At 71.1% G+C, this 24,140-nt stretch carries 15 protein-coding genes; 13 read left to right on the forward strand and 2 right to left on the reverse strand.

The features are described 5' to 3' along the window. Positions 1-152 precede the first annotated feature (152 nt). Genes IEY89_RS36285 through IEY89_RS36305 form a run of 5 tightly spaced genes read left to right on the forward strand, consistent with a single transcriptional unit; the run spans position 153 to position 7,000 of the window. On the forward strand, positions 153-989 hold the full coding sequence (locus IEY89_RS36285; RefSeq protein WP_189151806.1) for a TnsA-like heteromeric transposase endonuclease subunit: 837 nt from the start codon (positions 153-155) through the stop codon (positions 987-989). Beyond that, positions 986-2,950, forward strand: coding sequence for a Mu transposase C-terminal domain-containing protein (locus tag IEY89_RS36290; protein WP_189151807.1), 1,965 nt, complete (start codon positions 986-988; stop codon positions 2,948-2,950). Before IEY89_RS36285 ends, IEY89_RS36290 begins: the two co-directional genes overlap by 4 nt. Then, the gene (locus IEY89_RS36295) at positions 2,944-5,040 is read left to right on the forward strand and encodes a TnsB C-terminal domain-containing protein (protein WP_189151808.1); all 2,097 of its coding nucleotides are present in this window, start codon (positions 2,944-2,946) and stop codon (positions 5,038-5,040) included. The genes IEY89_RS36290 and IEY89_RS36295 overlap by 7 nt, the downstream gene beginning before the upstream one ends. Further along, complete coding sequence (locus IEY89_RS36300) at positions 5,037-6,071, forward strand: TniB family NTP-binding protein (protein ID WP_189151809.1); 1,035 nt, start codon at positions 5,037-5,039, stop codon at positions 6,069-6,071. The genes IEY89_RS36295 and IEY89_RS36300 overlap by 4 nt, the downstream gene beginning before the upstream one ends. A 47-nt stretch (positions 6,072-6,118) precedes the next feature. Next, the gene (locus IEY89_RS36305) at positions 6,119-7,000 is read left to right on the forward strand and encodes a TniQ family protein (RefSeq protein ID WP_189151810.1); all 882 of its coding nucleotides are present in this window, start codon (positions 6,119-6,121) and stop codon (positions 6,998-7,000) included. 471 nt (positions 7,001-7,471) lie between these two features. On the opposite strand, the gene IEY89_RS36310 is transcribed toward IEY89_RS36305, so the two are convergent. Together IEY89_RS36310 and IEY89_RS36315 are read right to left on the reverse strand one after the other, a co-directional pair. After that, on the reverse strand, positions 7,472-10,672 hold the full coding sequence (locus IEY89_RS36310) for an AAA family ATPase (RefSeq protein ID WP_189151811.1): 3,201 nt from the start codon (positions 10,670-10,672) through the stop codon (positions 7,472-7,474). Further along, positions 10,669-11,991 (reverse strand): metallophosphoesterase family protein, encoded by a 1,323-nt coding sequence (locus IEY89_RS36315; RefSeq protein ID WP_189151812.1) that lies wholly within the window; start codon positions 11,989-11,991, stop codon positions 10,669-10,671. The genes IEY89_RS36310 and IEY89_RS36315 overlap by 4 nt, the downstream gene beginning before the upstream one ends. 135 nt (positions 11,992-12,126) lie before the next feature. Between IEY89_RS36315 and IEY89_RS36320 the strand changes: the two genes are divergently transcribed. The 8 genes from IEY89_RS36320 (at position 12,127) to IEY89_RS36355 (ending at position 23,828) form a co-directional block, all read left to right on the forward strand. Further along, positions 12,127-12,969 carry a hypothetical protein gene (locus IEY89_RS36320; RefSeq protein ID WP_189151813.1) on the forward strand — a complete coding sequence of 281 codons (843 nt, stop codon included), beginning with the start codon at positions 12,127-12,129 and terminating at the stop codon, positions 12,967-12,969. Positions 12,970-13,017: 48 nt separating this feature from the next. After that, positions 13,018-14,157 carry a hypothetical protein gene (locus IEY89_RS36325; RefSeq protein ID WP_189151814.1) on the forward strand — a complete coding sequence of 380 codons (1,140 nt, stop codon included), beginning with the start codon at positions 13,018-13,020 and terminating at the stop codon, positions 14,155-14,157. Continuing rightward, the gene (locus tag IEY89_RS36330) at positions 14,154-15,665 is read left to right on the forward strand and encodes a hypothetical protein (RefSeq protein WP_189151815.1); all 1,512 of its coding nucleotides are present in this window, start codon (positions 14,154-14,156) and stop codon (positions 15,663-15,665) included. Before IEY89_RS36325 ends, IEY89_RS36330 begins: the two co-directional genes overlap by 4 nt. Further along, positions 15,655-17,004, forward strand: a complete 1,350-nt coding sequence (locus tag IEY89_RS36335) for an AAA domain-containing protein (protein ID WP_189151816.1) — start codon at positions 15,655-15,657, stop codon at positions 17,002-17,004. Before IEY89_RS36330 ends, IEY89_RS36335 begins: the two co-directional genes overlap by 11 nt. Before the next feature lie 179 nt (positions 17,005-17,183). Then, a complete protein-coding gene (locus IEY89_RS36340) occupies positions 17,184-18,626 on the forward strand; it encodes a DUF3375 domain-containing protein (protein WP_229695621.1) in 1,443 nt (480 codons plus the stop codon). After that, complete coding sequence (locus IEY89_RS36345; RefSeq protein WP_189151818.1) at positions 18,623-19,213, forward strand: DUF4194 domain-containing protein; 591 nt, start codon at positions 18,623-18,625, stop codon at positions 19,211-19,213. Before IEY89_RS36340 ends, IEY89_RS36345 begins: the two co-directional genes overlap by 4 nt. Then, positions 19,210-22,653 carry an ATP-binding protein gene (locus tag IEY89_RS36350; protein WP_189151819.1) on the forward strand — a complete coding sequence of 1,148 codons (3,444 nt, stop codon included), beginning with the start codon at positions 19,210-19,212 and terminating at the stop codon, positions 22,651-22,653. Before IEY89_RS36345 ends, IEY89_RS36350 begins: the two co-directional genes overlap by 4 nt. After that, positions 22,650-23,828 carry a Wadjet anti-phage system protein JetD domain-containing protein gene (locus IEY89_RS36355; protein ID WP_189151820.1) on the forward strand — a complete coding sequence of 393 codons (1,179 nt, stop codon included), beginning with the start codon at positions 22,650-22,652 and terminating at the stop codon, positions 23,826-23,828. Before IEY89_RS36350 ends, IEY89_RS36355 begins: the two co-directional genes overlap by 4 nt. Positions 23,829-24,140 lie beyond the last annotated feature (312 nt).

Genomic DNA, 24,140 nt, shown 5'->3' on the forward strand with positions numbered 1-24,140 from the left:
AGCCGGAAAGTGCAGGAGTTCGCACTGACACCAGTGCATCCGGGTGGCATCCTGACCCCGCGCGCACCCCAACGGGCTTACTGCGCACCATAGTTGGGGTTACCGTCCGGTTCTCCTGCGCGGCAGGACAGGCATGGCGTTATGTGGAGTTCGTGATCACCGACAGCAGCCAGGACAGCGCGCAGACCGGCTTGCCCGCCCTCCCGGGCGGCGCCTGCGGGGTGCCGGAACCGGGCGCGGTGGAGGCTGAGTTCGCCGGAGTGGACGGCACGCTCGTGCAGCGCCGCTGGGTGGAGGCCGCCGTCGCGGTCAAGTTCGAGCAGCTGGCGCCGGTGGCGGCGTTCCCGGTGGTGCCGGGGCGGCGGTGGGGGCCGGGCTGGTGGTGGTCGGCCACGACCGGGCGGCATGTGATGCACGGTTCGCAGGCGATGTGCACGCAGTTGATGTTCCTGGACCGCGATCCGCGTGTGGTGGGCCTGTCGGCGCGGCCGGTGCGGCTGATCTGGCGGGATCCGGGCAGCGGGCGGGTGCTGACATGGGTGCCGCAGTTGTTCGCCCGCTACGCCGACGGGGTCGCCCTGCTCGCCGACTGCCCCGCCGCGACAGCTCCCGCCGCCGGCCGGGCCGAGCGCGCCGCCGCTGTGCTTGAAGCGGCGTGTGAGGCGGTGGGGTTCACCTACCGGCGTCTGGCGCCGCCCGAGAAGGTGGTGGCGGCGAACGTGCGGTGGCTGGCCGGCTACCGGCACCCCCGCCACCGTGACGCGGGCGGCCTTGAGCAGGCGGTGCTCGATGCGTTCGCCGCCGAACGGCCGCTGATGGCCGGGGCCGCGGCGGCGGGCGAGGTCCTCACCGCGCTGCCGGTGCTCTACCACGCGCTGTGGAGCGGTCGGCTGGCCGCGGACCTGACACGGCCGCTGGGTGAGCAGACACTTGTCTCGCCCGGCCCGGCCGCAGGCGACGGGAAGCGGCGGGAGCAGCAGGAGAGTTGAGCAAGCACGTGGTGGCCGTCCCTGGTGGGCGGTGTGTTGAGGTGGGCGCTCAGGTCACGTTCGAGGGCCGCGCCTGGCAGGTGACCGGTCTGGTCGACGGGCGGGTGCACCTGGTCGCCGAGGACGGGGCCACCGGGTGTGTGCTGGCCGTCCGTCTGGTGTCCGCGCCCGGCTTCTCGGTGATCGGTGCCGCGGCCTCGGAGCCGCCGGCCCCGGCGCTGTGGGAGACGGTGCCGCTGGCCGCGCAGGAGCGGGCCCTGGCCTGGCTGCGTCACATCCGAGAGGTCGAGACCGGGCTGCCCGGCGGCCCGGCAGGCGGCGGCGCGCCCCGGCCTGAATACGACCCGCAGCGCTTCACCCTCGCCGAGCGGGAAGAGGTCAAGGCGCGTGAACTGGCCGCGCTGGGCTGGGCCAGGGCCAGCCGGACCACGGTGCAGCGGATGCGGCTGGTCTACCAGCGGCAGGGGCTGTGGGGGCTGGTCGACAAGCGCCACCTGCGCACCTTCTCCCCCACCGGGCGTACCGACGAGCGGGTGGTGGCCGCCGTGCTGGAGGCCCTGCGCCGGCGCCGCGGCCGGTCGAAGACCACCACCCTGCAGGTCATCGAGCTGGCCGAGCAGATCGTGGCGGACACCTACGGGCCGGCCCGGGTGAAGCTGCCCGGCCGCTCGTCGCTGTACCGGCTGGTGAAGGCGCTGGCGGATCCGGCCGAGCCGCCGGGCAGTGCGGCGCGCACCGCGACCGGCCCGGCCCGCTCGGGCGGCCCGCCGTCTGCGCTGCGGCCCGCCGAGCGGGTCCACATCGCAGGCGCCCGCCTGGGTGTGCGGGCGGTGGGCGAGGACGGGGGTGTGGTGCCCGTGGCGGTGACGGCGGCACTGGACGCGGCGAGCGGCTGCGTGCTGGCCGCCGTGCTGCACCCGCAGCAGGACGGGCCGGTTCAGTTGTCGGTGCTGCTGGCCGAGATGGCCGTGCCCAGGCCGCAGCGCCCGGGCTGGCCGGCCCTGCTGGAGCAGGCCCATGCCGGCGGGCCTGCCCGGCGGCTGGTGTCACTGCCCGCACGGATCGAGGCCACGGCGGCGCGTCCGGCCGCCGTGCCCGAGACGCTCATCGTCGAGTCCACAGCCGCCGTCACCTCCGCTGTCCTGGCCGTGTGCGAGAGCCTGGGCATCAGCCTGGAGCCGGCCCCGCTGCGGACGGCGGGCGCAAAGCGCGGCGCCGTCCGCACGCTGGAGGTCCTCGCCGGCCTGTTCTCGCGGCACGCCACCACGGCGGAAGAGGCATGCGGAGCGGGAGAGGCGGTCGGGGCGTACTGGAGCATGCCGCAGCTGCAGGACCTGCTGGACGAATGGATCACCGTCAGGTGGCACCAGCGCCCCCAGGAGCAGCTGCGCCATCCACTGCTGCCCCGGGCGGGGCTCGCCCCCAAGGAGATGTGGGAGGTACTGCTGGGCGTGGCCGGGATGGTGCCGCTGCCGCTGGCCGGGAAGCACTACGGCGAACTGCTGCCGGCGCGCCGGTGCGCCCTCACCGATTCCGGGATCCGGCTGGGCGGGCACCGCTACGACGATGCGTGTCTGGACGAACACCGCGGCCGCGGCCAGCGGTGGGAGGTCCACCACCATCCCCACGACCCGCGGCAGGTCTTCGTCCGGCTGCCCGACGGCCTGCTCCACGCGGTCGGGTGGGCGCAGGGTGAGCACACCCTGCGCCCGTTCGACGAGATGGTCCGGCGCCGCACCGGCGGCGTCCTTGCGCGCCGCGGCGCGGACGCACAGCCGGGCAGCGAGACGAGGGACGGTTCCGGTGAGACAGGGCGCACCGCAGACGTCAGGGCCGTGGAGGGGATCTCCGGCGCCATGATGGTGCACGACGCTGATGGCGGCGGTGCCGGTGGTCACATTGCCCGGGATACCGGCGGGTGCGGGGTGTACGACCCGCGGGCGGAGGCCGAGCTGTGGTGAGCGCACACGGCGGCCGCCCGGTGGCCGGCGCCCGGCACCGGCAGGTGAAGCTGGGGGCGTACGTGACGTTCGAGGGCCGCGCCTGGCAGGTGGCCGCCGTGGCCGGGGCGTCGGTGCGCCTCGTCGACACCCGCGGGCAGACCGCCTCCGTGCTCGCCTCCTTCCTGTTCGCCGACCCCGCCTTCGCCGTGGTGGACTCTCCCGCCGCCGCGGTGCCGCCGTGGGGGCTTCTGGAGTCGGTGCCCGAGCGGGAGCGCGAGCGGGCCCTGGCCTGGCAGCGGCACATCCGCGAGGTCGAGACCGGGCTGCCCGGCGGGCCGGCAAGCGGCGGGACGCCCCGGCCCGAATACGACCCGGCACGGCGGTCGATGGCCGAGCGGGAGCAGGCCAAGGCCGAAGAACTCGCCCGGCTGGGCTGGCCGCAGGTCAGCCGGGCCACCGTGCGCCGCATGCGCGCCCGCTACCACGCGAGCGGCCTGCTCGGGCTGGTCCCCCGCCGCAAGCCGTCGCGTGCGACAGGGCGGGCCGATGAGCGGGTGGTGGCCGCCGTGCTGGAGGCGCTGCGCCGCCAGCGCGGCCGCTCCACCGGCACGCTGAAGGGACTGCGGGAGCTGACCGGGCAGATCCTGGCCGACACCCACGGGCCGGGCGCGGTCGGGTTGCCTGCGCCGTCGACGTTCAACCGGCTGGTGCGCGTGATCGCCGATCCTCTGGAGCATCCCGGACGGCCGGCCCGCACCGCCACCACCACGCCGGTACGGCCGTACACGCCGACGGTGGCGCTGCGGCCGGGCGAGCTGGTACAGGTCGACACCACCCGCCTCGACGTGATGGCCGTCGGCGAGGACGGGAAGCCGGTGCGCCCGGAGCTGACGATCGCTCTCGATGTGGCGACCCGCTCGGTGGTGGCGGCCGTACTGCGTGAGGAGGGCACCAAGGCCGTGGACGCGGCGCTGCTGCTGGCGGAGATGGCCGTGCCCCATCCCGCACGGCCCGGCTGGCCCGGCCATCTGCGCCTGGCCCACGCCGCCGTCCCCTACGACCGGCTGCTCGCCCTGGACGACCGGCTGGAGCAGGCGGCGGCGCGGCCGGTGGTGGTGCCGGAGACGATCGTCATCGACCGCGGGGCCATCTTCGTCTCCGCCGCGTTCCTGGCCGCCTGCGAGACCCTGGGGGTGAGCGTGCAGCCGACGCCGCCCCGCTCGCCGGCCGCCAAAGGCGCCGTCGAGCGGACCTTCGGCAGTATCAACACGCTCGTCGCCCAGCACATCGCCGGCTACACCGGCTCCCACATCCTGGAGCGCGGCGGGTCGGTGGAGGACGAAGCGCGGTTCACCGTGGCCCAGTTGCAGGAGCTGCTGGACGAGTGGATCACCGCCCGCTGGCAGCACCGCCCCCACGAGGGCCTGCGCCATCCGGTCCTGCCGAAGAAGGCCCTCACCCCGAACGAGATGTGGGGCGCGCTGCTGGGCGCGTCCGGGTACGTGCCGCTGCCGCTGGCCGGCGCCGACTACCTGGAACTGCTGCCCGTGCGCTTCCACCCCATAACCGGCCGCGGCATCCGCATCAACCACCGCACCTACGACCACGCCTGCCTCAATGAACACCGCGGCCGCCCCTCCCCCACCGGCCCCGGCGGCAAGTGGGAGGTCCACCTCAACCCGCACGACGTGCGGCAGGTCTACATCCGCCTGCCCGACGGGCTCCTGCACGAGATCCCGTGGATCCACCGCGACCACGTCCACGCCCCGATGGGCGAGACTGCCTGGCGTCACATCCGCGCCGCCCTGGGCCGGCGCGGCGACCGCGAGGCACACGAGGCCGCCCTCGCGGAGGCCGCCGACCAGGTCCTGCGCCGCAGCCGCCCCCTGACCGGGAGCGCGGCAGCGGCTGCCACCCCGTCCCAGCCGTCGGACTCCCCGCCGGGGACACCGCCGGCTCAGCATCCCGCCCGGGCCCCCGAGGACAGTCTCGACGCCGCCGAAGCCCGCGCCCATGACGATGACGGCAGCCAGGCCGGTGGTGAAGAGTCCCCGCCGCCGGCCCGATTCGCGCTGTACGACGCCTTCGAGGAGGCCGAACACTGGTGAGAAGCCCCGACACCACGCCCCCCGCCGAGGAGACGTCCGCAGGGGCAGTCACCACCTTCGACGCCTTCGCCCGGTTCGCCCACGCCGCACCGCCCACACCGCCGCAGCCGGGCCAGGCACCCCGCTCGCCGGAGGAACGCCTGGCCTACCACTCGCAGTTCGTCACCGTGCGCACCCCGGCCATCGAAACCCTCTCGCGCAGTGTGCGCACCCTGATGATCCTCGGCCGCCACCAGAGCGTCACCGCACGCCCGTCCCTGATCGTCACCGGGCCGGCCACGACCGGCAAGACGACCGCGCTGCTCGAAGTGGGCCGCACCTGCCACCTGGCCCACACCCGCCGCGCCGCCCCGGGCGACGACAGCGTGCCCGTCGCCTACGTGCTGGTGCCGCCCGGCGCCACCGCCAAGACACTGGCCGGGGAGTTCGCCCGCTACCTCGGCATCCCCGTCACCACCCGTATGACCACCACGCAGATCACGACCGCCGTCTGCCACACCTACGCCGCGGCCGGGGTCAAGCTCGTGCTGATCGACGAGATCCACCGGCTCAACCCGCGCACCTCCAGCGGCGCCGAGGCCGCCGACTGGCTCAAAGACCTCACCGAACGCGTGCGGGCCACGTTCGTCTACGCGGGCATCGACGTCACCGACAGCGCCGTGTTCACCGGGGTGCGCGGCGCGCAGCTGGCCGGGCGCGCCTCCCTGATCGACTGCGGGGCGCTGCCCGCGCGGGCCGGCGAGCGGGAGCCGTTCCGGGAGCTGATCGCCTCCCTTGAGCAGGCCCTCGACCTGCACGCCCACCGGGCGGGCAGCCTGCCGAAGCTGGCCTCCTACCTGCACGAGCGGACCGCCGGACGGATCGGCAGCCTCTCCCGCCTGATCCGCCAAGCGGCCATCGAAGCCATCCTCGACAGCAGCGAACGCATCACCAAGACACTTCTGGACGGCATCGCGCTCGACCACCTCGCCGAAGAGCACTACCGGCCCCGCAACCCCGCCCGCCGCCACACCCGCCCCAACGGCCGGTGACCTCCCCGGCCGCAACCAGGCCATCGCCCCCGGTACGGGCCGCCACCATGTGGCCATCCGTACCCGGCCCGCTGCGCGTACGGCCGCTGCCCGGCGAGGCCACCGCCTCCTACCTCACCCGCCTCGCCGCCACCTACCGCCTCAGCCCCGCCCAGCTCCTCGACGGCCACGGCATCACTGCCACCGGCACCGAGCACGCCCCGCCCGCCGCCGAGATCCGCCTCAGCGCCGAAGCCGCCCGCCGCCTGTCCGGCTTCACACGCATCCCCCTCACACACCTCACCCGCGCCCTGCCCCACCTGCGCCCGCCCGCACCCTCGTCGGCCCACACCGACGCGCACGGCACGGCCACCGCCCACTGGCACACGGTCGAGACCGCCCTGCAGCCATTACCGGCGTGTACCGCCTGCACCATCGGCCGCAGCCCGCACACGGCAGCCTCCGCGTGGATCCACCCGTCGCCGGGCCTGGCCCGGATCATGATCTGCACCCGCCACCAGCAGGCCTCAAGCGACCCCAGGCATCCCGCGCCCCTCGACATCCGAGCTGTCCCCGAACTCACCCAAGCCCACCTTCGCGCGCGCCGCCCGGCGACACCGGTCTCCCTGAGCTGGGCATCGACGATCACGACACGCTGGTACGACCACCAACAGCACGTACACGAACGCTGGCACACACGCCTGCACCGGCTCACCGCCGCCAACCCCCACCTCGCCTCAGGCCCGGCCTCCCCCGCCCTGACCTGCCGCGAACTGATCACCTATCCCGAGACCCTCACCCTCGCAGCGGCTCTTGACCGCCTGCCCCCGCACCCCCTGACACGCACACAGCAGACCGCCTTCCTCCACCAACTCGCCGGCCGCCTCCAACTCCCCCGCCTCGCACCCGCCGACCACGACCTGCTCTGGAAACGCCTGACCACCCACTGACCCTGCTCAGCTACATCAAAGGGCTGCGGTTCATCCGGATCGAGGCGTTCGATACGGACGCCGCAGTCACCGCCACCGAGCTGCTGCGCTTCGGGCACTCCTGGGCCGCCGTCCACGCCATCCACGCTTCCAGGCCGTCGGCCGCCCATCCGAGCGGCCGGTTTCTGCTCACCCTGACACCGAAGGCATACGCGGGCACCGGCGTCCAGGCTGTCCACCCCGGCCCATAACCACCGGTGCCTGGAAGCTCCATCAAACCCGCCCGCGCCGTCGCGAACCCGGCCCCCTGACACCCGCAAGGCCCGAGGCCGTTCGGCGGGAGCAGCACTGCCCTACCCAGTCCGCACCCAGGCGAGAACCTGCTCCTCGTCGGGACCCGTCTTCGCACCAACCCGGGCCAGCACCGTGTGGCCGTCCGCGCCCGGCCCGCTGCCCGGTGAGACCACCGTCTCGCCTGACTCGCCAGCGCCGCTACCGCGCGAGTTCCTGTAGGCCGCTGGCCAGATCAGCTTGCACCAGGTCGTCTCGTTCGGCTGACGTCAGCCAGTGTGCGGAGGACCCGGCAGGAGTCCGCTCCACCCACAGGACCTCGTCGACCGCTTCGGCGACGGCGTGCAGATGGCTGATCACCATGACGAGGCGGTTGCCTCCGGCCTGGGCGCGCAGCACGTCGAGGGCGGAGTCGAGTGTGGTGGTGTCGAGGGCTGCGAAGCCCTCGTCGAGGAACAGCGAGCCGAGGCTCGACCCGTTGCGGGAGTGCAGTTCGGCGAGCGCCAGGGCCAGGGCGAGCGATGCAAGGAACTTCTCACCGCCGGACAGCCGGTTCGGGTGGTGGTTGACTCCGGAGCTGCGGCTGACGATGTCGAAGGTGTCGGCGAAGCCGAATCGTCCCTCGGTCATGTGCTGGAGCAGGTCGCTGGCGACGCCGAGCAGTGCGTGGGTGCGCAGGGTGGTGAGATGGCCCAGGAACTTGGCGTCGACCAGTTCGGTGCGCAGCACCTCCAGGGCCTCGTAGCGGGCTTTGCCGGCGGCGATGGCGAAGTCCAGGTCGGCGGCCGGTTTGATCGTGTCCAGCGCCTTCTGCTGTTTCCGGCGCTGCTCGTCGCTCTCTCTGTTGGCGTGTGCGGCCGCGGTGACGAGGGGATGCAGTGCCGATGGCACTGTCAGGTCGGCTGTGGGGGCGAGGTCCTCGACATCGCGGAGCGCGGCGGCCTGCTCGCCGAGGCTGGTCGCCGCAGTGTCCGCGCGGTCGGTGGCGGTGGTGGCGCGTTCGGTGAGTCGGTCGTCCAGCATCGAGGTGACCGCGGACAGTTCCCCGACGAACTGCCGGACTTCGGCGATTCCCGGCTCGGCGGGGGCCTGGGGCATCCGGTGACTGTCCGCGTTGTCGAGGTGGGCAGCCGCCTGGGTTGCGGCATGGGCCCAGGCGTCCAGGTTGCCTCGCAGTTCGTTCAGCGGGCGTTCCAGGTCGGTGCGGGCCTCCTGGTCGAGGGCGCGCTGCTCGGCGAGTACGGAGGTCTTCTCCGCTCGGGCCGCTTCTCTCCGGTCGAGCAGTTCACGGGCTTCGGCCTGCCGGGCGGTGACCGCAGCGGCGGCAGCGGATGCCTCGTCGGCAGTGACGTCGATGGCCTCGTCCGGCAGCATCGCCCGGATGCGGGTGGGAAGCGCTTGGAGGTCTGCGGTGGTCCTGGCCGCGGCGCGGGCATGCCTCGCGGAGGCTGTCGCCGCGTCGTCGACGGCGCGCCGGTGGGCTTCCTTGCGCCTCTCCAGCGCCGTGTGTTCTGCCTCGAGGCCGGTGGTGAGGCGGCGCTCTTCGGTTTTCAGGTGCTCGGCGTGATCCTCGGCCGTCTGTTCGCACGCGGCGATGGCGTCGGTGATGGGTGCGGTGTTCGGCTCGGGACGCTCCTGCGGTTGTGCGGCACCGTCGGTGGTCGGGGTCGACAGGGCTGTGGTGGCCGCGGTCAGTGTCGCCGAAGCTGATTCCGCCTCGAAGCCTCGGTCGGTTCCGGCGGCCAGGGCCTCGAGGTCCTCGAACGCGCTCACCGCTTCCGCGATGGCCTTGCGTGCCTTTTGCTGTGTGTCCCGGTGGTCTTTCTCGCGGGTGAGGACCGTCTTCTCGGTCTCGGTCACGGCGGCACGGGCTTCTGCGAGCCGACCCGCTACCGCCTCTCGGGCGGTCTTCGCCTCGTCGAGCTGTGTTTTCGCCGTAGTCAGCTCGACGGTATCGGTGGTGGAGGCGGGTGCGAAGTCGGCCGGGAGCTGGCGGTGGCATACGAGGCAGTCGTCGCCCGGCTGCAGTTCGGCGGCGATCGCGGTGGCCCTGTTGCGCAGTCGGTGTGCTTCCAGATGCTTCTCGGCGGCAGCGAGGGCTTTGTCGGCGGCGGCTGTTGCCGTTTCCCGCGGGCCGAGGTCGCCGCGGGCGGACCGGTGTTCGCTCACTGCGGTGGCCTCGGCGCCCGCGGTGTCGGCGACGCGGCGGGCCGTCGAGAGGGCTGCGGTCAGTGCGGTGCGGGCGGTGGTGGCGCGGATGCGGATCTCTCTGCTCGCCTGTGAAGCGGCGCGGGCTGCCTCTGTGAGCGGTTTCGTGTGGGCGACGCGCTCGGCCAGGTCCGCTTCGGCCGTGGTGATGTCCTCGCGTTCGCCTGCGAGTTGTCCGGTGAGTTCGGCGAGCCGGCCGCGCTCGCTGCGGTGTTCCGTGGCGTGCTCCGCGAGGGTCTGGAGGATCACTGTGGCTTTGGTGAGGGCGCTTGAGCCTTCTCCTTCCGCCTCTGCCGCGGTGATCTCGTCGGTCAGTTCGCTTTCCTGGGCTCGGGCTTGGGCGTCGCGGTCGTCCAGGGCGTCGCGTCGTGCGGCAATGTCGGCGGCAACGGCTTCGAGTGCGTCGAGGGCGGTGTCTGCGCCGGTCACCGTGCGCGTCGACAGAGTCGTTCTGGCGGCGGCTGCCTTTTCGGCGGCGGTCCGGGCTTCGGAGATTTCTTTCTGCAGCCCGGTGATGCGGTCGACGGCGGTGCGGAGGCGTTCGGCGCAGGCTTCGGCCGCGTCGGCGGCGGCGCCGGCTTCCTCGGCGGCCCGCTCGGGGTCGGCCGGCATGGAATCGCGTTTGGCCCGCGCGTCGACCAGCAGGTCCTTGAGCGCCTCGCGCCGGCGGGCGGCCATCTGCTGGACCGACTCCAGGGACTCGGCGCCGAAGAGTTCTCTCAGCCGCGCGCTCCGTTCTTTGGGGGCGGCGACAAGGAGACGGTCGAACTTGCCTTGCGGGAGCAGCCCGACACGCAGGAACGTGTCGTAGCCCATCTGCAGGATCGCCTTGATGCGGAGGTCGACGTCGTTGGCGCCGTCGATCTCCTCTCCGGTGTCGAGGTTCCTCAGATGGTGCCGGGCCGCGTTCGGGTTGGTGGCGTGCATGGTGCGATGGATGTGCCAGCGTTGTCCGTTGTGCAGGAAGGTGAGTTCGACGCTCATGGCCTGCGCACCGTCGGCGATGAGCTGCCGAGGTTCCTTGGCGTCCCAGGAGCTTTTGCGGAACAGGGCGTAGACGATGGCGTCGAGCATGCTGCTCTTGCCGGCGCCGGTGTTGCCGAGGGCGGCGACCAGGTTCTTGCCGGTGAAGTCGACGGTGACCGGGGTCGGGTAGCTGCGCAGTCCGATGAGGGACAGTGTCAGGGGTTTCATCGCGTCGTCTCCGCACCGAGAGTGTCGATGCCGGGCAACAAGCCTGAGCGGTCGATGGTGTCGAGGGATTGGCCGGCGATGGCCGCGGTCAGCAGGTTCTCCTCGCAGCACGGGGCGGGATCGTCGGGGTCGGGTTCGGCCTGCAGATGGGCGAGGGCGGCCATGGCACGGTCCAGGGCCAGGCCGGTGGTGCCGCGGCCGGGCAGGTAGTCGCGCAGCAGGTCTTCGACATCGGGGAGTTCTCCGGTGGAGGTCTCGCGGTCCAGTACGCGGTCGGCTGCCCCGGTGCGGCGTTCGTCGATGTCGACGAACGCCGCCCGCGGCATCATCTTGGCGAGGGTGTCCGGCAGGAACGGGTTGGAGACCTCCACGTTCACCACCGCCTTCACCCAGGCGTCTCCGACACGGCCGGCGCGTTGGGTGATCTCCTCCAGGGTGCCTTCCAGGTAGATCAGAGGGCGGCCGGCGGTCAGCGGCTCGAAGTCGATGCGGGGCTCGGTGCCTGGGCCGACCTCGGCCAGCACCACGCTCTTGGTGTCGCCCCTCTCGCCGAAGTCCATCTGCAGTGGGCTGCCCGCGTAATAGGCCGGGAATACGGCGCGGTCGACGCGTTGCGGCTTGTGGATGTGGCCAAGGGCGCCGTAGGCGACCTCGGGCAGGTCGGCGGCAGCTGCCGCGTATTCGGAGGCGAGGGAGGTCTTCCGCTCCGAGTGGGAAGGGGTGGCCCCTTCGACGAACAGGTGGGTGGCGAAGATCAGGACGTCCCGTGCGCCGCGGCCTGCGGCCAGACGGCGGTACACGTCGGCCTGGACGATGCGTATCCGCTCGGTGTAGGCCGCGGTTGTCATGCCGGGGTCGGCGAAGTCGTAGGTGAACCGGTTGGGGTGCAGGTAGGGCAGCGCGCCGATACGCAGTGTCGACTCCCCGCCTCTGGTGGGGTATTCGGCCACGAGCAGCCCGTCGGGGCGGGCGTCGGTGGCGAAGCGGACCCGGACCTCGTCCCCTTCGCGGGTTCCCATGTCGCTGAGCATGAACTTCAGGAACGCCAGGACGTAGGTGGTGTCGTGGTTGCCGGCGACGACGACCACGGGCGCGATCTCGCCGAGGCGGCGCAGTGCCTGCGCGGCACGGCGTAGGTCGTCCAGGCCCGGCCGGGAGCTGTCGAACAGGTCGCCACTGTGCACGATCAGGTCGGGGGCGAAGTCGGCGGCGATGTCGATGATCTCGTCCAGGACGGCGTCGACTTCGGTGTCGCGCCGGTAGCGGCCGATCTGGCGGCCTAGGTGCCAGTCGGAGGTGTGGAACACGCGTCCCGTCACGGGGTGCCTCCAGGAGAACGGTCTGCGGGGCGGCGCGGGCGGCGCCGCTGCGGCCGGAGGTTCGGTGGCGCCGACTGTACACCGGATCTCAGGAAGAATTCTGGAAAGCTCTGGAACTCTGGTAGCGTCTGGGGCATGAGTGATCCGCTGGACGCCTTGGAGAAGAGCATCAGCACCCTGCGCCGCGCGATCCGCGACGCTTCCACCGCCGGTGACACCGAGCGCGCCGGCGAGCTGCGGATGCAACTGCGCCGCGCCGAGCGGGCCTGGGACGCCCTCGTCGGCGCCGGCGAACCGGCCGCCCCGCCTCACCCCGTATTGGCAGCGGCTCCGGTCGCGCGGGGGTCGCAGCTCCCGGCGCGCGAGCACGTCCACCGTGCCCTGATGCTGCTCGGGACGCCGGCCGCCCCCAAGCTGATCGTCGGCGTGCACGAGGCGTTCTTCCCGGGCGATTTGTCGTCGTCCAAGCTCTCCAGTCTGCGCCGGGACGAGGAGCGCTCCTACCGGTCTAGCCCCGGCGCCCGGCCGTACTACCTGTGCCCGGCGCTGGCGCACGACCTGCTGACGCCGGTGCGGGCGCTCATCACCATCAGCACCTGGACGCTGGACCAGCGGATGATCGGTCCGCTGTCGCCGCGCGTGGACTTCCTCACCGGCGCGATCCGCATCGCCGAGGCCGTGCGCACCTCGGCCGAGTCCACGGCCGGCAGGCCCGGTCCTGAGGCGCTGCGGCTGCTGTGGCGCTTCGCGGTGAACATCCCCGACGCCCTGCCGAGGAGCACGGCCGGTCACGAGGGCGCGATGGACCCGCAGCAGGTGATCGACGCCGCCGGGGCCGAGTTGGACGTGCATGCCGACGCCGACCACGCCGCCCGGACGGAGGCCGCCCGGCGGGCACGCAAGTCCCTCAAGGACGACCAGCAGTTGTTCGGCGCGCCCGCGCAGGGCGTCACGCACCTGCGGACGGCCCGGGCCTGACCCCTGACGCTCAGCAGTCCCTACTCCCCCGCAAGGATCCACGAGACCGTGAATGCACCAGTCGACGAACGCCTCGCCGCGCTTCGCGGATCCGCGAAGCGCCTGGACTACAACGCCCGGTCGCTGGCGGCCCTGCAGAACAACCCGCGCTGCACACTGCGGGCACTGCTTGACGCCTCCGGCTCTGACAAGGCCGCAATCGCCGCGCACGCCGGCCACCCCTCGCCCTTCGGCCAGTCCGTCTTCGCCCTCGCGCGCGGAAACGCCTTCGAGACGATGGTGAAGGACAACGGCTGCGCGGAGCTGGTGCGGGTCCTGCGCGAGACCCTGCAGCTGACGCTGCCGGAGGTGGGGTACGAGGACCTGAACAACGTCGGCGGCGACGGCCGCGCCGCGGTGCGCCACGACCGCACCGCACAGGTCCTGCTGCAGGCTGCCCGGGGTGACGGTGACAGCACCTTGTTCGACCATCCGATGCTGCGCCTGCAGGTCGGCGGGCACGAGGCGTTCCTGGAGCCGGACCTGGTGGCCTTCCGTATCGACGGGCGCTTTCACATCCTGGAGATCAAGAGCTTCCCGATCCTCGACGGGCAGGCCGATCCCACGCAGGTGCGGGCGGCGACCACCCAGGCGTGCGCGTACATCATCGCGCTGCGCGACCTGCTCGCGCGGGCCGGTATCGACGGGCAGGCCGTGTCCGACACGGTCGTGCTGGTCGCGCCGAAGGACTTCACCAACCGGCCGACCGCTGCGTTCGTCGATGCCCGCAAGCAGGTGGCCGCGCTGAGCCGCCAACTGTCGCGCATCGAGCGCATCGGCGACCTGGTGGACCTGGTACCCGAGGGCCTCACCTTCGATCTCGACCTGGATGAGGAGCAACGGTCCCGGCGCCCAGCCGGGGAACTGGCCGCATCGCTGGACCGGGTCCTCGTGACCTACCGTCCGGACTGCCTGAACCACTGTGAGATGGCGTTCTACTGCCGCAGCCGTGCCCGCGCGGAGGCCTCGCTGGATGTCCTCGGGCCGGTGGTGCGCGAGCAGTTCGGCGGTATCGACACCACGACCATGGTGATGGGGCTGGCCCACGGCGAACTGCAGCCCAGCGAGGCCCAGTCCGAGATGGCCGACGCCCTGCGGCACGCAGCACGGCTGCGCGCCGAACTGGAAGGTCTCGGAGGTGCGGCGTGAGCATACTGTCGGCGTTGGCGCATGTTCAGGCGATGGAGTCGATGCGGGCGGTGCCGCTGACCGAGTACCGGCACCGGCGTCTGTCAGGCCGGCCGCTGGTGATCGTCCCGCTGGCCATGGCCGGAGAGGCCGGGGCACCCTTGGCCGCGATGGTCGGCTCCTCCAGGAGGACCGGGACGCTGCTGGTCGTGCCGCAGCCCCGCAACCGGGACCAGCGGTTCGCGTTCGCCGCCGGTCTCGGCCGGATCGTGGTGGACTACATCAATTCCTTCCGTCACAACCGCCGCGGTGAAGACGAGCGTTCCCTGTACACCGACGCGCCGCAGGTCCTGGTGCCCAACCCCGGCGGCGTCAAGGCCCTGGCCGATCTGGGACGCATGTGCCGCTTCCGCTCGACGTCCGGTCCTCACGCGGTGCCGGATGTCATCCCCGAGTTCGGCATGTGGCTGACGTTCCTGGTCGACAGGGCCGAGCAAGCAGGCACCTCCCTTCTGCTGCCCGTCACCGGGATGCTCGCCGAGCACTGGGCGACCGGCCAGAGCACGCTGGAGGACCAGAACCTCGCCTCCCTGATGGCCTGGATCTCTCCCCCGGCGGGCTTGAGCGTCGAGCAGGCCATGGCCGAGGCGGAGAACCCGGACGTGTGCCCGCCAGCGGGCCCGACGACCTCCCCCGAGTTCGACAACCGTGACCTGGCGCCGGCGATCAGACGGTTCGACACAGCCCGCACCCTCGGTGACCCGCGTGCGCTGGCCACCGCCGAGTCCGACCTGCGGGAGCTGATCGCGGGGCAGATCCAGCCCACGTGGCGCATGGTGTGGGAGGCCATATCGCTGCTGCGCCCCGTGCCCGAGGCGCCGCAGACCGCCAGGCGCTTCGAACGCGATTGCGCGGCCTTCACCCGCTACTCCGACGACCGGGACGCCGGGGGCCTTCCGCAGCGCAAGCGGGACACCGCGATCGGCGCGGCCCGGAGGCTGAGCCGGCTGGAACGCGCGCTGGCCGACTTCGAGTCCGAGACGGCGTTCGACGACCGGTTCGTGCGGGCGGACCGGCGCAGCGCCGGGGAGGCGTTCGCCGGGACGGTCGTGGAGACCGAATCCGGCCGGACGGTCACCACGGCCAAGAACAGGCGGGTTCCGCGACCGCGGGTCACCGTCCGCACCGAGGATCCCGTGCGGCTGGCCGCCGACACGAGGCTGATCAGCCCGTCCATGTCCGCCGGTCACAAGGCCGTGATCGTCTCCGTCCTTCCCGACGGGGACGCCACACTGGTCATGGTGGAGGTCACGGGCGGAATGGGGCGCTCTGTCGTCCCGAAGCCGGGCACGGTGCCGGAGCCCGGCCAGAGCATCGACTACCTGCCCGACCCGGGGTGGCGCCCGGAGCCACGATTCCCGGTGTCCGATCACACCCCGTGGACGCACAGTGCCGGCCCGGACGGGCCGGACACCGAATCCGCCGTACCCGAGGACGCCGCCGCAGAGGAGTGGGGCAATGACGACTGACGACACCACCGCGTTCGACGCGTCCGCGGCTGCGGGCGCCGCCACCGCAGCAATCCTGGCCGACCTGGCCGACTCCCGACACAGGGCCGTTGTCGTCGACTCCCCTCCGGGCGCCGGCAAGAGCACCCTGGTGGTCGACGCCGCCCAGGAACTCACGGCGGGCGACGAACGCCCGATCATCGTCGCCCAGACCAACAACCAGGTTGACGACCTGATCGAGCGGCTCGCCGACAAGCACCCCGACCTTCCCCTCGGCCGTCTGAGCGCGAGCACCTACAGCCCGCCGCAGGCCCTGAGCGAGCTGACGAACATCACGATCGGGCGCACCCTGACCGATCTGGCCGGCTGCCGGATCGTCGTCGGCACCGCCGCCAAGTGGGCCACCGTCCACGACGCCACCACGTTCGGCTGGGCGATCCTGGACGAGGCCTACCAGATGCGCTCGGACATGCTGCTGCAGATCGTCGAGCACTTCGACCGCGGTCTGTTCGTCGGCGACCCGGGCCAGCTGGACCCGTTCACGATCGTCGGCACCGAGCGCTGGATCGGGCTGCCGCACGACCCGACGCAGAACGGCGTCAGCGTGATGCTGGAACACAACCCCGGTATCCCCGTGCACCGGCTGCCGGTGTCCTGGCGCCTGCCCGCCTCGGCCGCACCGACCATCGCCCAGGCGTTTTACCCCTTCAACCGCTTCAGCGCTGGCACCGAAGAGGCCACCCGCGCCCTGGAGTTCAGCACCACCGGGTTCGCCCGCACCGACCTGGACGAGACCCTCGCCAAGGCGTTCACCACCGGCTGGGCCCTGCACGAACTGCCCCGCAGACACGTACCGCGCACCGACAACGAAACCATCCGGACCGCCGCCGATCTCGCCGCCCGGCTGCTGATCCGCGGAGCGGTCGCCACCTGCGAGCGCTACCCGGACGGACGGCCCCTGGACGCCCGTGACATCGCCATCGGCGTCGCCCACCGCGACCAGGCCGACCTGGTCCGGGCCGCGCTCGCCCGGACCGGGAACCCCGCCGCGCGGGGCGTGGCGGTGGACACTGCGAACCGGTTGCAGGGCCGCGAGTTCGAAGTCGTCATCGTCGTGCACCCGTTGTCCGGCCGCCGGGACGCCACGGCCTTCCATCTGGAGGCCGGGCGGCTGTGTGTCCTCGCCTCCCGTCACCGGCAGGCATGCATCGTCGTCGCCCGCGAAGGAATCACCGACCTCCTCGACAGCCACCCCTCAATGGACCCGGTGCACCTATCCGTGCGCGCCAAATTCCCAGACGGGTGGGAGGCCAACCAGGTCATGCTGGCCAAACTCGCCCAACACCGCGTCGCCGCATGATGCCCGTGCGACGTCAACGCCCGGGTGCGGGACTTTCCCGCTGAATTCGCAAATTCATTCGTTTTCCCGGGTTTTGTCAGTGCCGGTTTCTAGAGTGACGTCACCTGCTGTGCCCGGGGCAGGACAGACTTTGCATGCGATCGGGGGGTTGTGTGGATTTCGACCAGGTCACAGAGCTCATGCGTCATCCGGCGTGGGTGCTGCTGCGTGCGGACAATGCCGCTTTGGTGCTGTCGTTCTGCGGCACGGTGTTCGTCGACGAGAACGCGCGCGGTGTGCCGGAGACCGTGCTGGAGTCCCGGCTAGACGACCGGCTCTACCTTCTCAACGAGGAAAAGCCAGGCTCGTTTCCCCGGTCCGCCGACGTCTATCTGGCGGAGTGGACGAAGAACGGCTGGCTGCGCAAGTACTACCCGTCCGGGGAGGACGAGGCGCATTTCGACGCGACTGCGGCGCTCGAGAAGGGGGTGGCCTGGGTGCGGGAGCTGCCCGCACGTTCGTTCATCGGAACCGAGTCCCGTCTGAACACCATCGTCGCGCTCCTGCGGCAGATGGCGTTCGGCACGGAGACCGATCCGCAGACACGCATCGACGAACTGCGCCGGGAGCGTGACGCGATCGACGCCCAGATCGCCCGGCTGCTCGCCGGTGAGGTCGACATGCTGTCCCCGCTCGCTCTGCTGGACCGCTACCAGCAGGTGGAGAGCACCGCGGTCGAACTCCTGCGGGACTTCCGCGAAGTGGAGGCGAATCTTCGGGAACTGGACGTACGGCTGCGCCACCAGGTCGCTACCGCCGAGGGCGGGAAGGGAGAGCAGCTGGCCGCGTTCCTGTTGGACCGCGACGAGATCGCCCGGTCCGATCAAGGACAGAGTTTCCAGGCGTTCTTCGACTACCTCCTCTCCCCCCGCCGCCAGCAGGAACTGCGGGAGCTGCTGCAACAGGTCAACCAGCTGCCGCAACTGGACGGCAGGGCCAACCAGAGCCTGCTGAAGGTCCCCTTCGCCTGGTTGGAGGCAGCCGAGAACACCCAGGACACGGTCCGGCAGCTGACCGAGCAGCTGCGCCGCTTCCTGGTCGACCGCAGCCGAGCGGAGGACCGCCGCGTACTGGCGCTGGTGCGCTCCATCCAGCGTCACGTCACCGCCCTGGAAGGCCGAGCCGACCTGCCCGGCATGACGCTGGACGTACCCAAGGCGGATCTGACGCTGCCGATGGAGCGACGGCTGTACATGCCCGTCGAACGCATCGAGCTGGACACCGCCGCGGTGGAGGAGTCCGAGGACGCGGAAGTGAACATCTCCGAGCTTTTCTCCGGCGTCCACGTCGACACCGAGGCGCTGACCGGCCATGTCCTGGAGGCGGTCGCCGCAAGCCCGAGCGGCCAGGCGAACCTGGCCGCCATCGTCGACGACCACCCGCTGGCCCTGGGGCTCGCGGAACTGCTCGCCTACTTCCAGGTGGAGCACCCCGGCCTGGACATGATCGTGGACCCGGACCGCACCGACCTCCTGGTCTACCCGCGCGTCCACGTGCCCGGGCACACGCAGGCGAGAGTGCCGCACGTGACGTTCGTACGCGACGAAGGCGGCACCGCCGCCGGAAAGACGGAGCATCAGTGAGCGACGCCCTGACCGTCCCCGTGGTCCACCTGCTGAAAGCGGGCGTGCTCTACCAGAGCGACGCCCCTGCCATCTGGGAGCAGATCGTCAGCCAGCAGGCGGCGATCGGCGACTACCTCGGCGTGATCGGCCTCGACATCGTCGTCGACCGCGCCGAGGGCTACGCCTACGTCCGGCAGCAGGAGCTCGATTCCCGTGACGACGGCGCCCCGGTGCCGCGGCTGGTCACCCGCCACCGGCTCTCGTTCCCCGTCAGCCTGATGCTCGTCCTGCTGCGCGGACGGCTCGCGGACAGCGACGCCGACTCCGCCGACCCGCGCCTGGTACTCACCCGTGACGACCTGGTCGAGATGGTCCGCGGCTTCCTCCCGCCACGCAGCAACGAAGCCCAGCTCGTCGACCAGATCGACGCCCACATCAAGAAGCTCGTCGACCTCAAGGCACTGCGCCAGACGAAACAGACCAGCGCCTACGAGGTCCGCCGCCACATCAAGGCCCTGGTCGACGCCCAGGCCCTCAACGACTTCAACGACCTCCTCGCCACCTACCGCGACGCTGCCTCCACCACGGCCAAGGACGACACATGACCCTCACCACCGACCCGGCAGCGCTCATCCCCCGGCAGGCAACGCCCGCAGAGCCGGCCGGCACGTCCGGCGTCGGCCCCGGTTACCGGCTCGCCCGTCTGGAAGTGCTCAACTGGGGCACCTTTCACCGCACCACCTGCACCTTCACCATCGACGGGCACTGCGCCCTGCTCACCGGGGGCGTGGGATCGGGCAAGTCCACCCTCGTCGACGCGCTCACCACGCTGCTTCTGCCCGCCCACAAGATCGCCTACAACAAAGCGGCGGGCGCCGACGCCAAGGAGCGCGACCTGCGGTCCTACGTCCTCGGCCATCACAAGAACGAACGCGTCGAGGCCTCCGACACCACCCGCCCCGTGGGGCTGCGCGACCACACCTCCTACAGCGTGATCCTGGGCGTCTTCGCCAACTACGTCCTCGGCACCCACCTCACGCTCGCCCAGGTCTTCTACTGGACATCCCCGACCAGCACCGGGCAGCCCGAGCGGTTCTACCTCACCGCCGAGGCACCACTGTCCGTCGACACCGACTTCACCGGCTTCGGCACCGACATCACCGACCTGCGCCGGCAGCTGAAACAGCGCGGGGCCACCATCCACGGCAGCACATACACCCAGTACGGCAAGGCACTGCTGAGAGGCCTGGGCATCCCCAGCCCGCAGGCCCTGGACCTGTTCCACCAGACGGTGTCGATGAAGGCCGTGGGCAGCCTGGACGAGTTCGTCCGCGAGCGGATGCTGGAGCCGTTCGACGCGAAGACGGCCGTCGACAAGATCGTCGCCCACTTCGACGCGCTTACCGCCAGCCACAACGAAGTCGTCCGGGCCCGTCGGATGATCGAGGACCTGACACCGATCGTGACGGCATGCGACCGGTACGACACCGTCCAGGGAGAGATCACCACCCTGGACAAGCGCCGCAGCGCCGTCCCCGCGTTCTTCGCCCAGCACCGCCACCGGCTTCTCACGACACGTCACACCGCGCTGATGTCCGGTGCGGCGGACCTGGAGGAACTGCAGTCCACCCGCGAGGGGCAGCTGGAACAGCTGCGCGGGACGGCCGACGGCCTGCGGCGCCGTATCGACGGCGTCGGCGGGGAGAAGCTCATCTCCCTGACCGGCCGGATCGAAGAGCTCGGCCGCGAACGCGAACGGCGCCGCAAGCGCGCCACCGAGTACGGCACCTGGCTCACGCAGGCCGACATGGATCCCGTCCCCGACGCCGCCTCCTTCCGTGAGCGGACCGACCAGATCTCCACCGCCCGCTCCCGGGCCGAGGAGCAAGAGCAGCAGGCCCGCAGGAAACTCGACGATCTCGCCGTCGCGCGCCACGGCAACACCCTCGCGACCGAAGCGCTGCGGCGCGAGATCAGCAGCCTGCAGCAGCAGCGCTCCAGCATCCCCGCCCGGTTGCTGGCCCTGCGCCACGAACTCGCCACCGCCGCGGGCGTCTTGGACGAAGCCCTGCCGTTCGCCGGCGAGCTGATCCAGGTCCGCGACGACGAAGCCGAGTGGGCCGGCGCCGCCGAGCGCGTACTGCACGGGTTCGCCCTGTCCCTGCTGGTCCCCCACGCCCACTACGACACCGTCTCGGCCTGGGTCAACGGCCGTCACCTGGGCCTCAGACTGGTCTACTACCAGGTCCCCGCCCACACACCCATCACCACGCTGCCGGACGACCCCGCCCTGCTGAGCGGCAAACTGCAGCTCAAGTCCGACAGCTGGGCCCGCGACTGGCTCGCCACGCGGCTGCGCTCGCGTGCCGACTACCTGTGCGCCGAAGACCTGGAGGCGTTCACTCGCGCCACCCGGCCCGCTGTCACCCGGCAGGGCCTTGTCAAGGGCGGCGGAGGCCGCCACGAGAAGAACGACGCCTACCGCATCGACGACCGGCGCAACTGGGTGCTGGGCTGGAGCAACCAGGCCAAGCTCGACGCCCTCCTCGCCGAGGCCACCCGCCTCACCCGCGAAAGCGCCGACATCACCGCAGCCACCCGGGAACTCGAGAAGCAGCAGCGGGCCCGCGCCGGAACCAGTGCCGCCCTCACCCTGCTGGCCAGCGTCGACGCCTATGCGGAACTCGACTGGCGGGGCACCGTCGCGGACATCGAGCAGTTCGAGCAGCAGAAGAGCGTCCTGGAAGCAGAAGCCGGTCTGGACAAGCTCACCACACAACTCCGGCGGACCGAGGACGAGATCGTACAGAGCAGCAAGACGTTCACCACGGGGCAGGAGGAGCTGGGCGGTCTGCGCCGAGACGTCCGGCACATCGCCGGCCTGCTGGGCAGGACCACCACGTTCCTCGCGCAGTGCGACCTCGACGGCATGGCGGAGCACGAGGAACCCCTGAGGAAGTTCCTGCCCGCAGCTGGCAGCGACGAGCACAAACTCCTGGAGATGCTGGACGACGCCGAGCGCCGTGCCGAAGCACGTCTGCTCCGCAGCAGCGGCAGCCGCCACGACGCCCTGCGCCACGTCGGCAGCCAGGCGGCGGCGCTGATGACCGCCTTCCGCGGCAGGTACCCGGTCCACACCGCCGAGCTGGACAACACAGTCGAATCCGCCGACGGCTACCGCGCGTTGCACAGCCGGCTCACCGACGAGGACCTGCCCCGGTTCGAGGAGCAGTTCCTCCTGTACCTGCGCACCAATGTCGTCCGCGACATCGCTTCGTTCCAGGCCCGTCTCGGCGCTCAGGAGCAGCAGATCCGCGAACGTATCGATGTGATCAACACGTCGCTGGGCGGCATCGACTACAACCCGGGCCGCTACATCCGGCTCAACGCCGCCCCCACGCCGAACAAGGAGGTCCGCGAGTTCCAGCACGACCTGCGCGCCTGCACCAGCGAAACGCTCTCGAACGACACCGATGACGTGTACACCGAAGAGAAGTTCCTCCAGGTCAAGGCGCTCCTCGACCGCTTCAAGGGCCGCCCGGAGCACACCCGCCTCGACAAGGAGTGGACCTCCCGGGTCACCGACGTGCGGCGCTGGTTCGTCTTCTCCGCCAGCGAGCTCAACCGCGAGGACGGCGCCGAGTACGAGGTCCACTCCGACTCCGGCGGCAAGTCCGGCGGCCAGAAGGAGAAACTCGCCTACACCATCCTCGCGGCTTCCCTCGCCTACCAGTTCCGCATCGACCCCACCGCTCCCAAACCGAAGACCTTCCACTTCGTCACCATCGACGAGGCCTTCGGACGCGGTGACGACCCCTCCGCCCACTTCGCCCTCGACCTGTTCCAGCGCCTGGGCCTGCAACTCCTCGTCGTCACCCCGCTCCAGAAACTCCACGTCATCGAACCCCACGTCACCCGCGTCGGCTACGTCGACCGCCCCGACAAGACCCGCTCCCGCATGAACAACCTCACCATCGAGGAGTTCCGCGCCCACAAGCAGGCAGCAGCCCAGCAGGCGAACCAGCCCCCGAAGGAGCGCTCGTGACCCCGGCAGAATGGACCCGCCCCGAGCATGTGGTGGAAACCCTGCGCCGCAAGTGGACCAGCGGCCGCTACCTCACCGCCGCCGCGGGCGGACACCCCTTCGAACCCATCGGAGTGCCACTGAAGGGCCCGACCGCGGCCGATGCTCTGCAGCATTACGAGCAGGCACTCACCTGGGCCCAATCCTGGGCCCCCAGCCGACACCCGCATCTGCGCATCCAGACCAAATCCATCGGAGGCCGCAACGGCACCCCCTCGAACACCGTCCCGGCCCGAGCCTGGGTCGACACCCGTGACCGCCTCTGGACACTGCTCCGCGTCACCACCCAGGTCGACCACTTCCACACCCTGCACGAACAGACCACCCACCAGGATCCCGGCATCGCACGGTGGATGGCCGACCACCCCATGAAGGTCCTCGCCCACGCCGCAGACTGGCACCGGCTCGTGCGCACCACGTGCTGGATCCGCGACCACGACACCGAGGCTGTCTACCTGCGCGAGATCGACGTCCCCGGCGTGGACACCAAGTTCATCGAGACCAACAAGGGAATCCTCGCCGAACTCCTCGACTGTGTGCTCCCCGAGAGCCGCGTCGACACCAGCGCACCGAGAAGCGATCTCGTCGCGCGGTACGGCTTCCGCACCAAGCCCGTCTACATCCGCCTGCGCTACCTCGGCGCCTCTCCCCTGCCCTTCAGCGAACTCGCCGTCCGCGCCGAGGAACTGGCCGGCTGGTCCCCAGGGGTGCGCACCGTCTTCGTCCTCGAGAACGAGATCACCTACCTCTCACTGCCGCCGGTCCCCGACGCCGTCGCCATCCTCGGCTCCGGATACGCCGCCGCCCTGCTGCGTCATCTGCCCTGGCTCGACGATGTCGACCTCTGTTACTGGGGCGACATCGACACCCATGGCTTCGCCATCCTCAACCAGGTCCGCGGACGTTTCCCGCACACCACGTCACTGCTCATGGACCGCGCCACCCTCCTCGCCCACGAGTCCCACTGGGGCCAGGAGAAGACACAGGCACACGGCGGCCTGACACACCTCACCCCCGAGGAGGCCCGCCTCGACCAGGACCTGCGAACCGGCACCTACCGACCGCACCTGCGCCTGGAGCAGGAACGCATCGCCATCACCGCCGTGCGAGAGGCGCTGACACGGCACCGGGAATGACACCCAAGGCCGAGAACACCGAACGGCCGCAGACCAGGACCGTGATCGAGGGCGAGACCACGCCCGCGTCCGTCCGGCCGGCCGGGTGGTCCGCGGTTCCGTGACACCCCTTGCCGCCCCAGCCCCACAAGACCGGCCAGCACCGGTACCTATAGGCGCGCCAACCACACTGAGCAAAAACCGCTGCCCCACTCAGCTCACTGAGCAGCACCAAACAGCCAGCTCAGCCCACATATCCTCCGGCGCCGGACACTCGACTCCGCGTAAACCCCACCCACGGAACAGACCTACCGCTCAACACAATTGAGCAAC

The organism is Streptomyces lacrimifluminis (assembly GCF_014646095.1).
GTDB lineage: Bacteria > Actinomycetota > Actinomycetes > Streptomycetales > Streptomycetaceae > Streptomyces > Streptomyces lacrimifluminis.

What these genes read in the sequence shown, in the direction of transcription:
- IEY89_RS36305 (WP_189151810.1), top strand. Translation starts at nt 6,119, where the DNA reads ATGTGGCCATCCGTACCCGGCCCGCTGCGCGTACGGCCGCTGCCCGGC.
- IEY89_RS36310 (WP_189151811.1), bottom strand. Translation starts at nt 10,672, where the DNA reads ATGAAACCCCTGACACTGTCCCTCATCGGACTGCGCAGCTACCCGACC.
- IEY89_RS36320 (WP_189151813.1), top strand. Translation starts at nt 12,127, where the DNA reads ATGAGTGATCCGCTGGACGCCTTGGAGAAGAGCATCAGCACCCTGCGC.
- IEY89_RS36335 (WP_189151816.1), top strand. Translation starts at nt 15,655, where the DNA reads ATGACGACTGACGACACCACCGCGTTCGACGCGTCCGCGGCTGCGGGC.
- IEY89_RS36340 (WP_229695621.1), top strand. Translation starts at nt 17,184, where the DNA reads ATGCGTCATCCGGCGTGGGTGCTGCTGCGTGCGGACAATGCCGCTTTG.
- IEY89_RS36350 (WP_189151819.1), top strand. Translation starts at nt 19,210, where the DNA reads ATGACCCTCACCACCGACCCGGCAGCGCTCATCCCCCGGCAGGCAACG.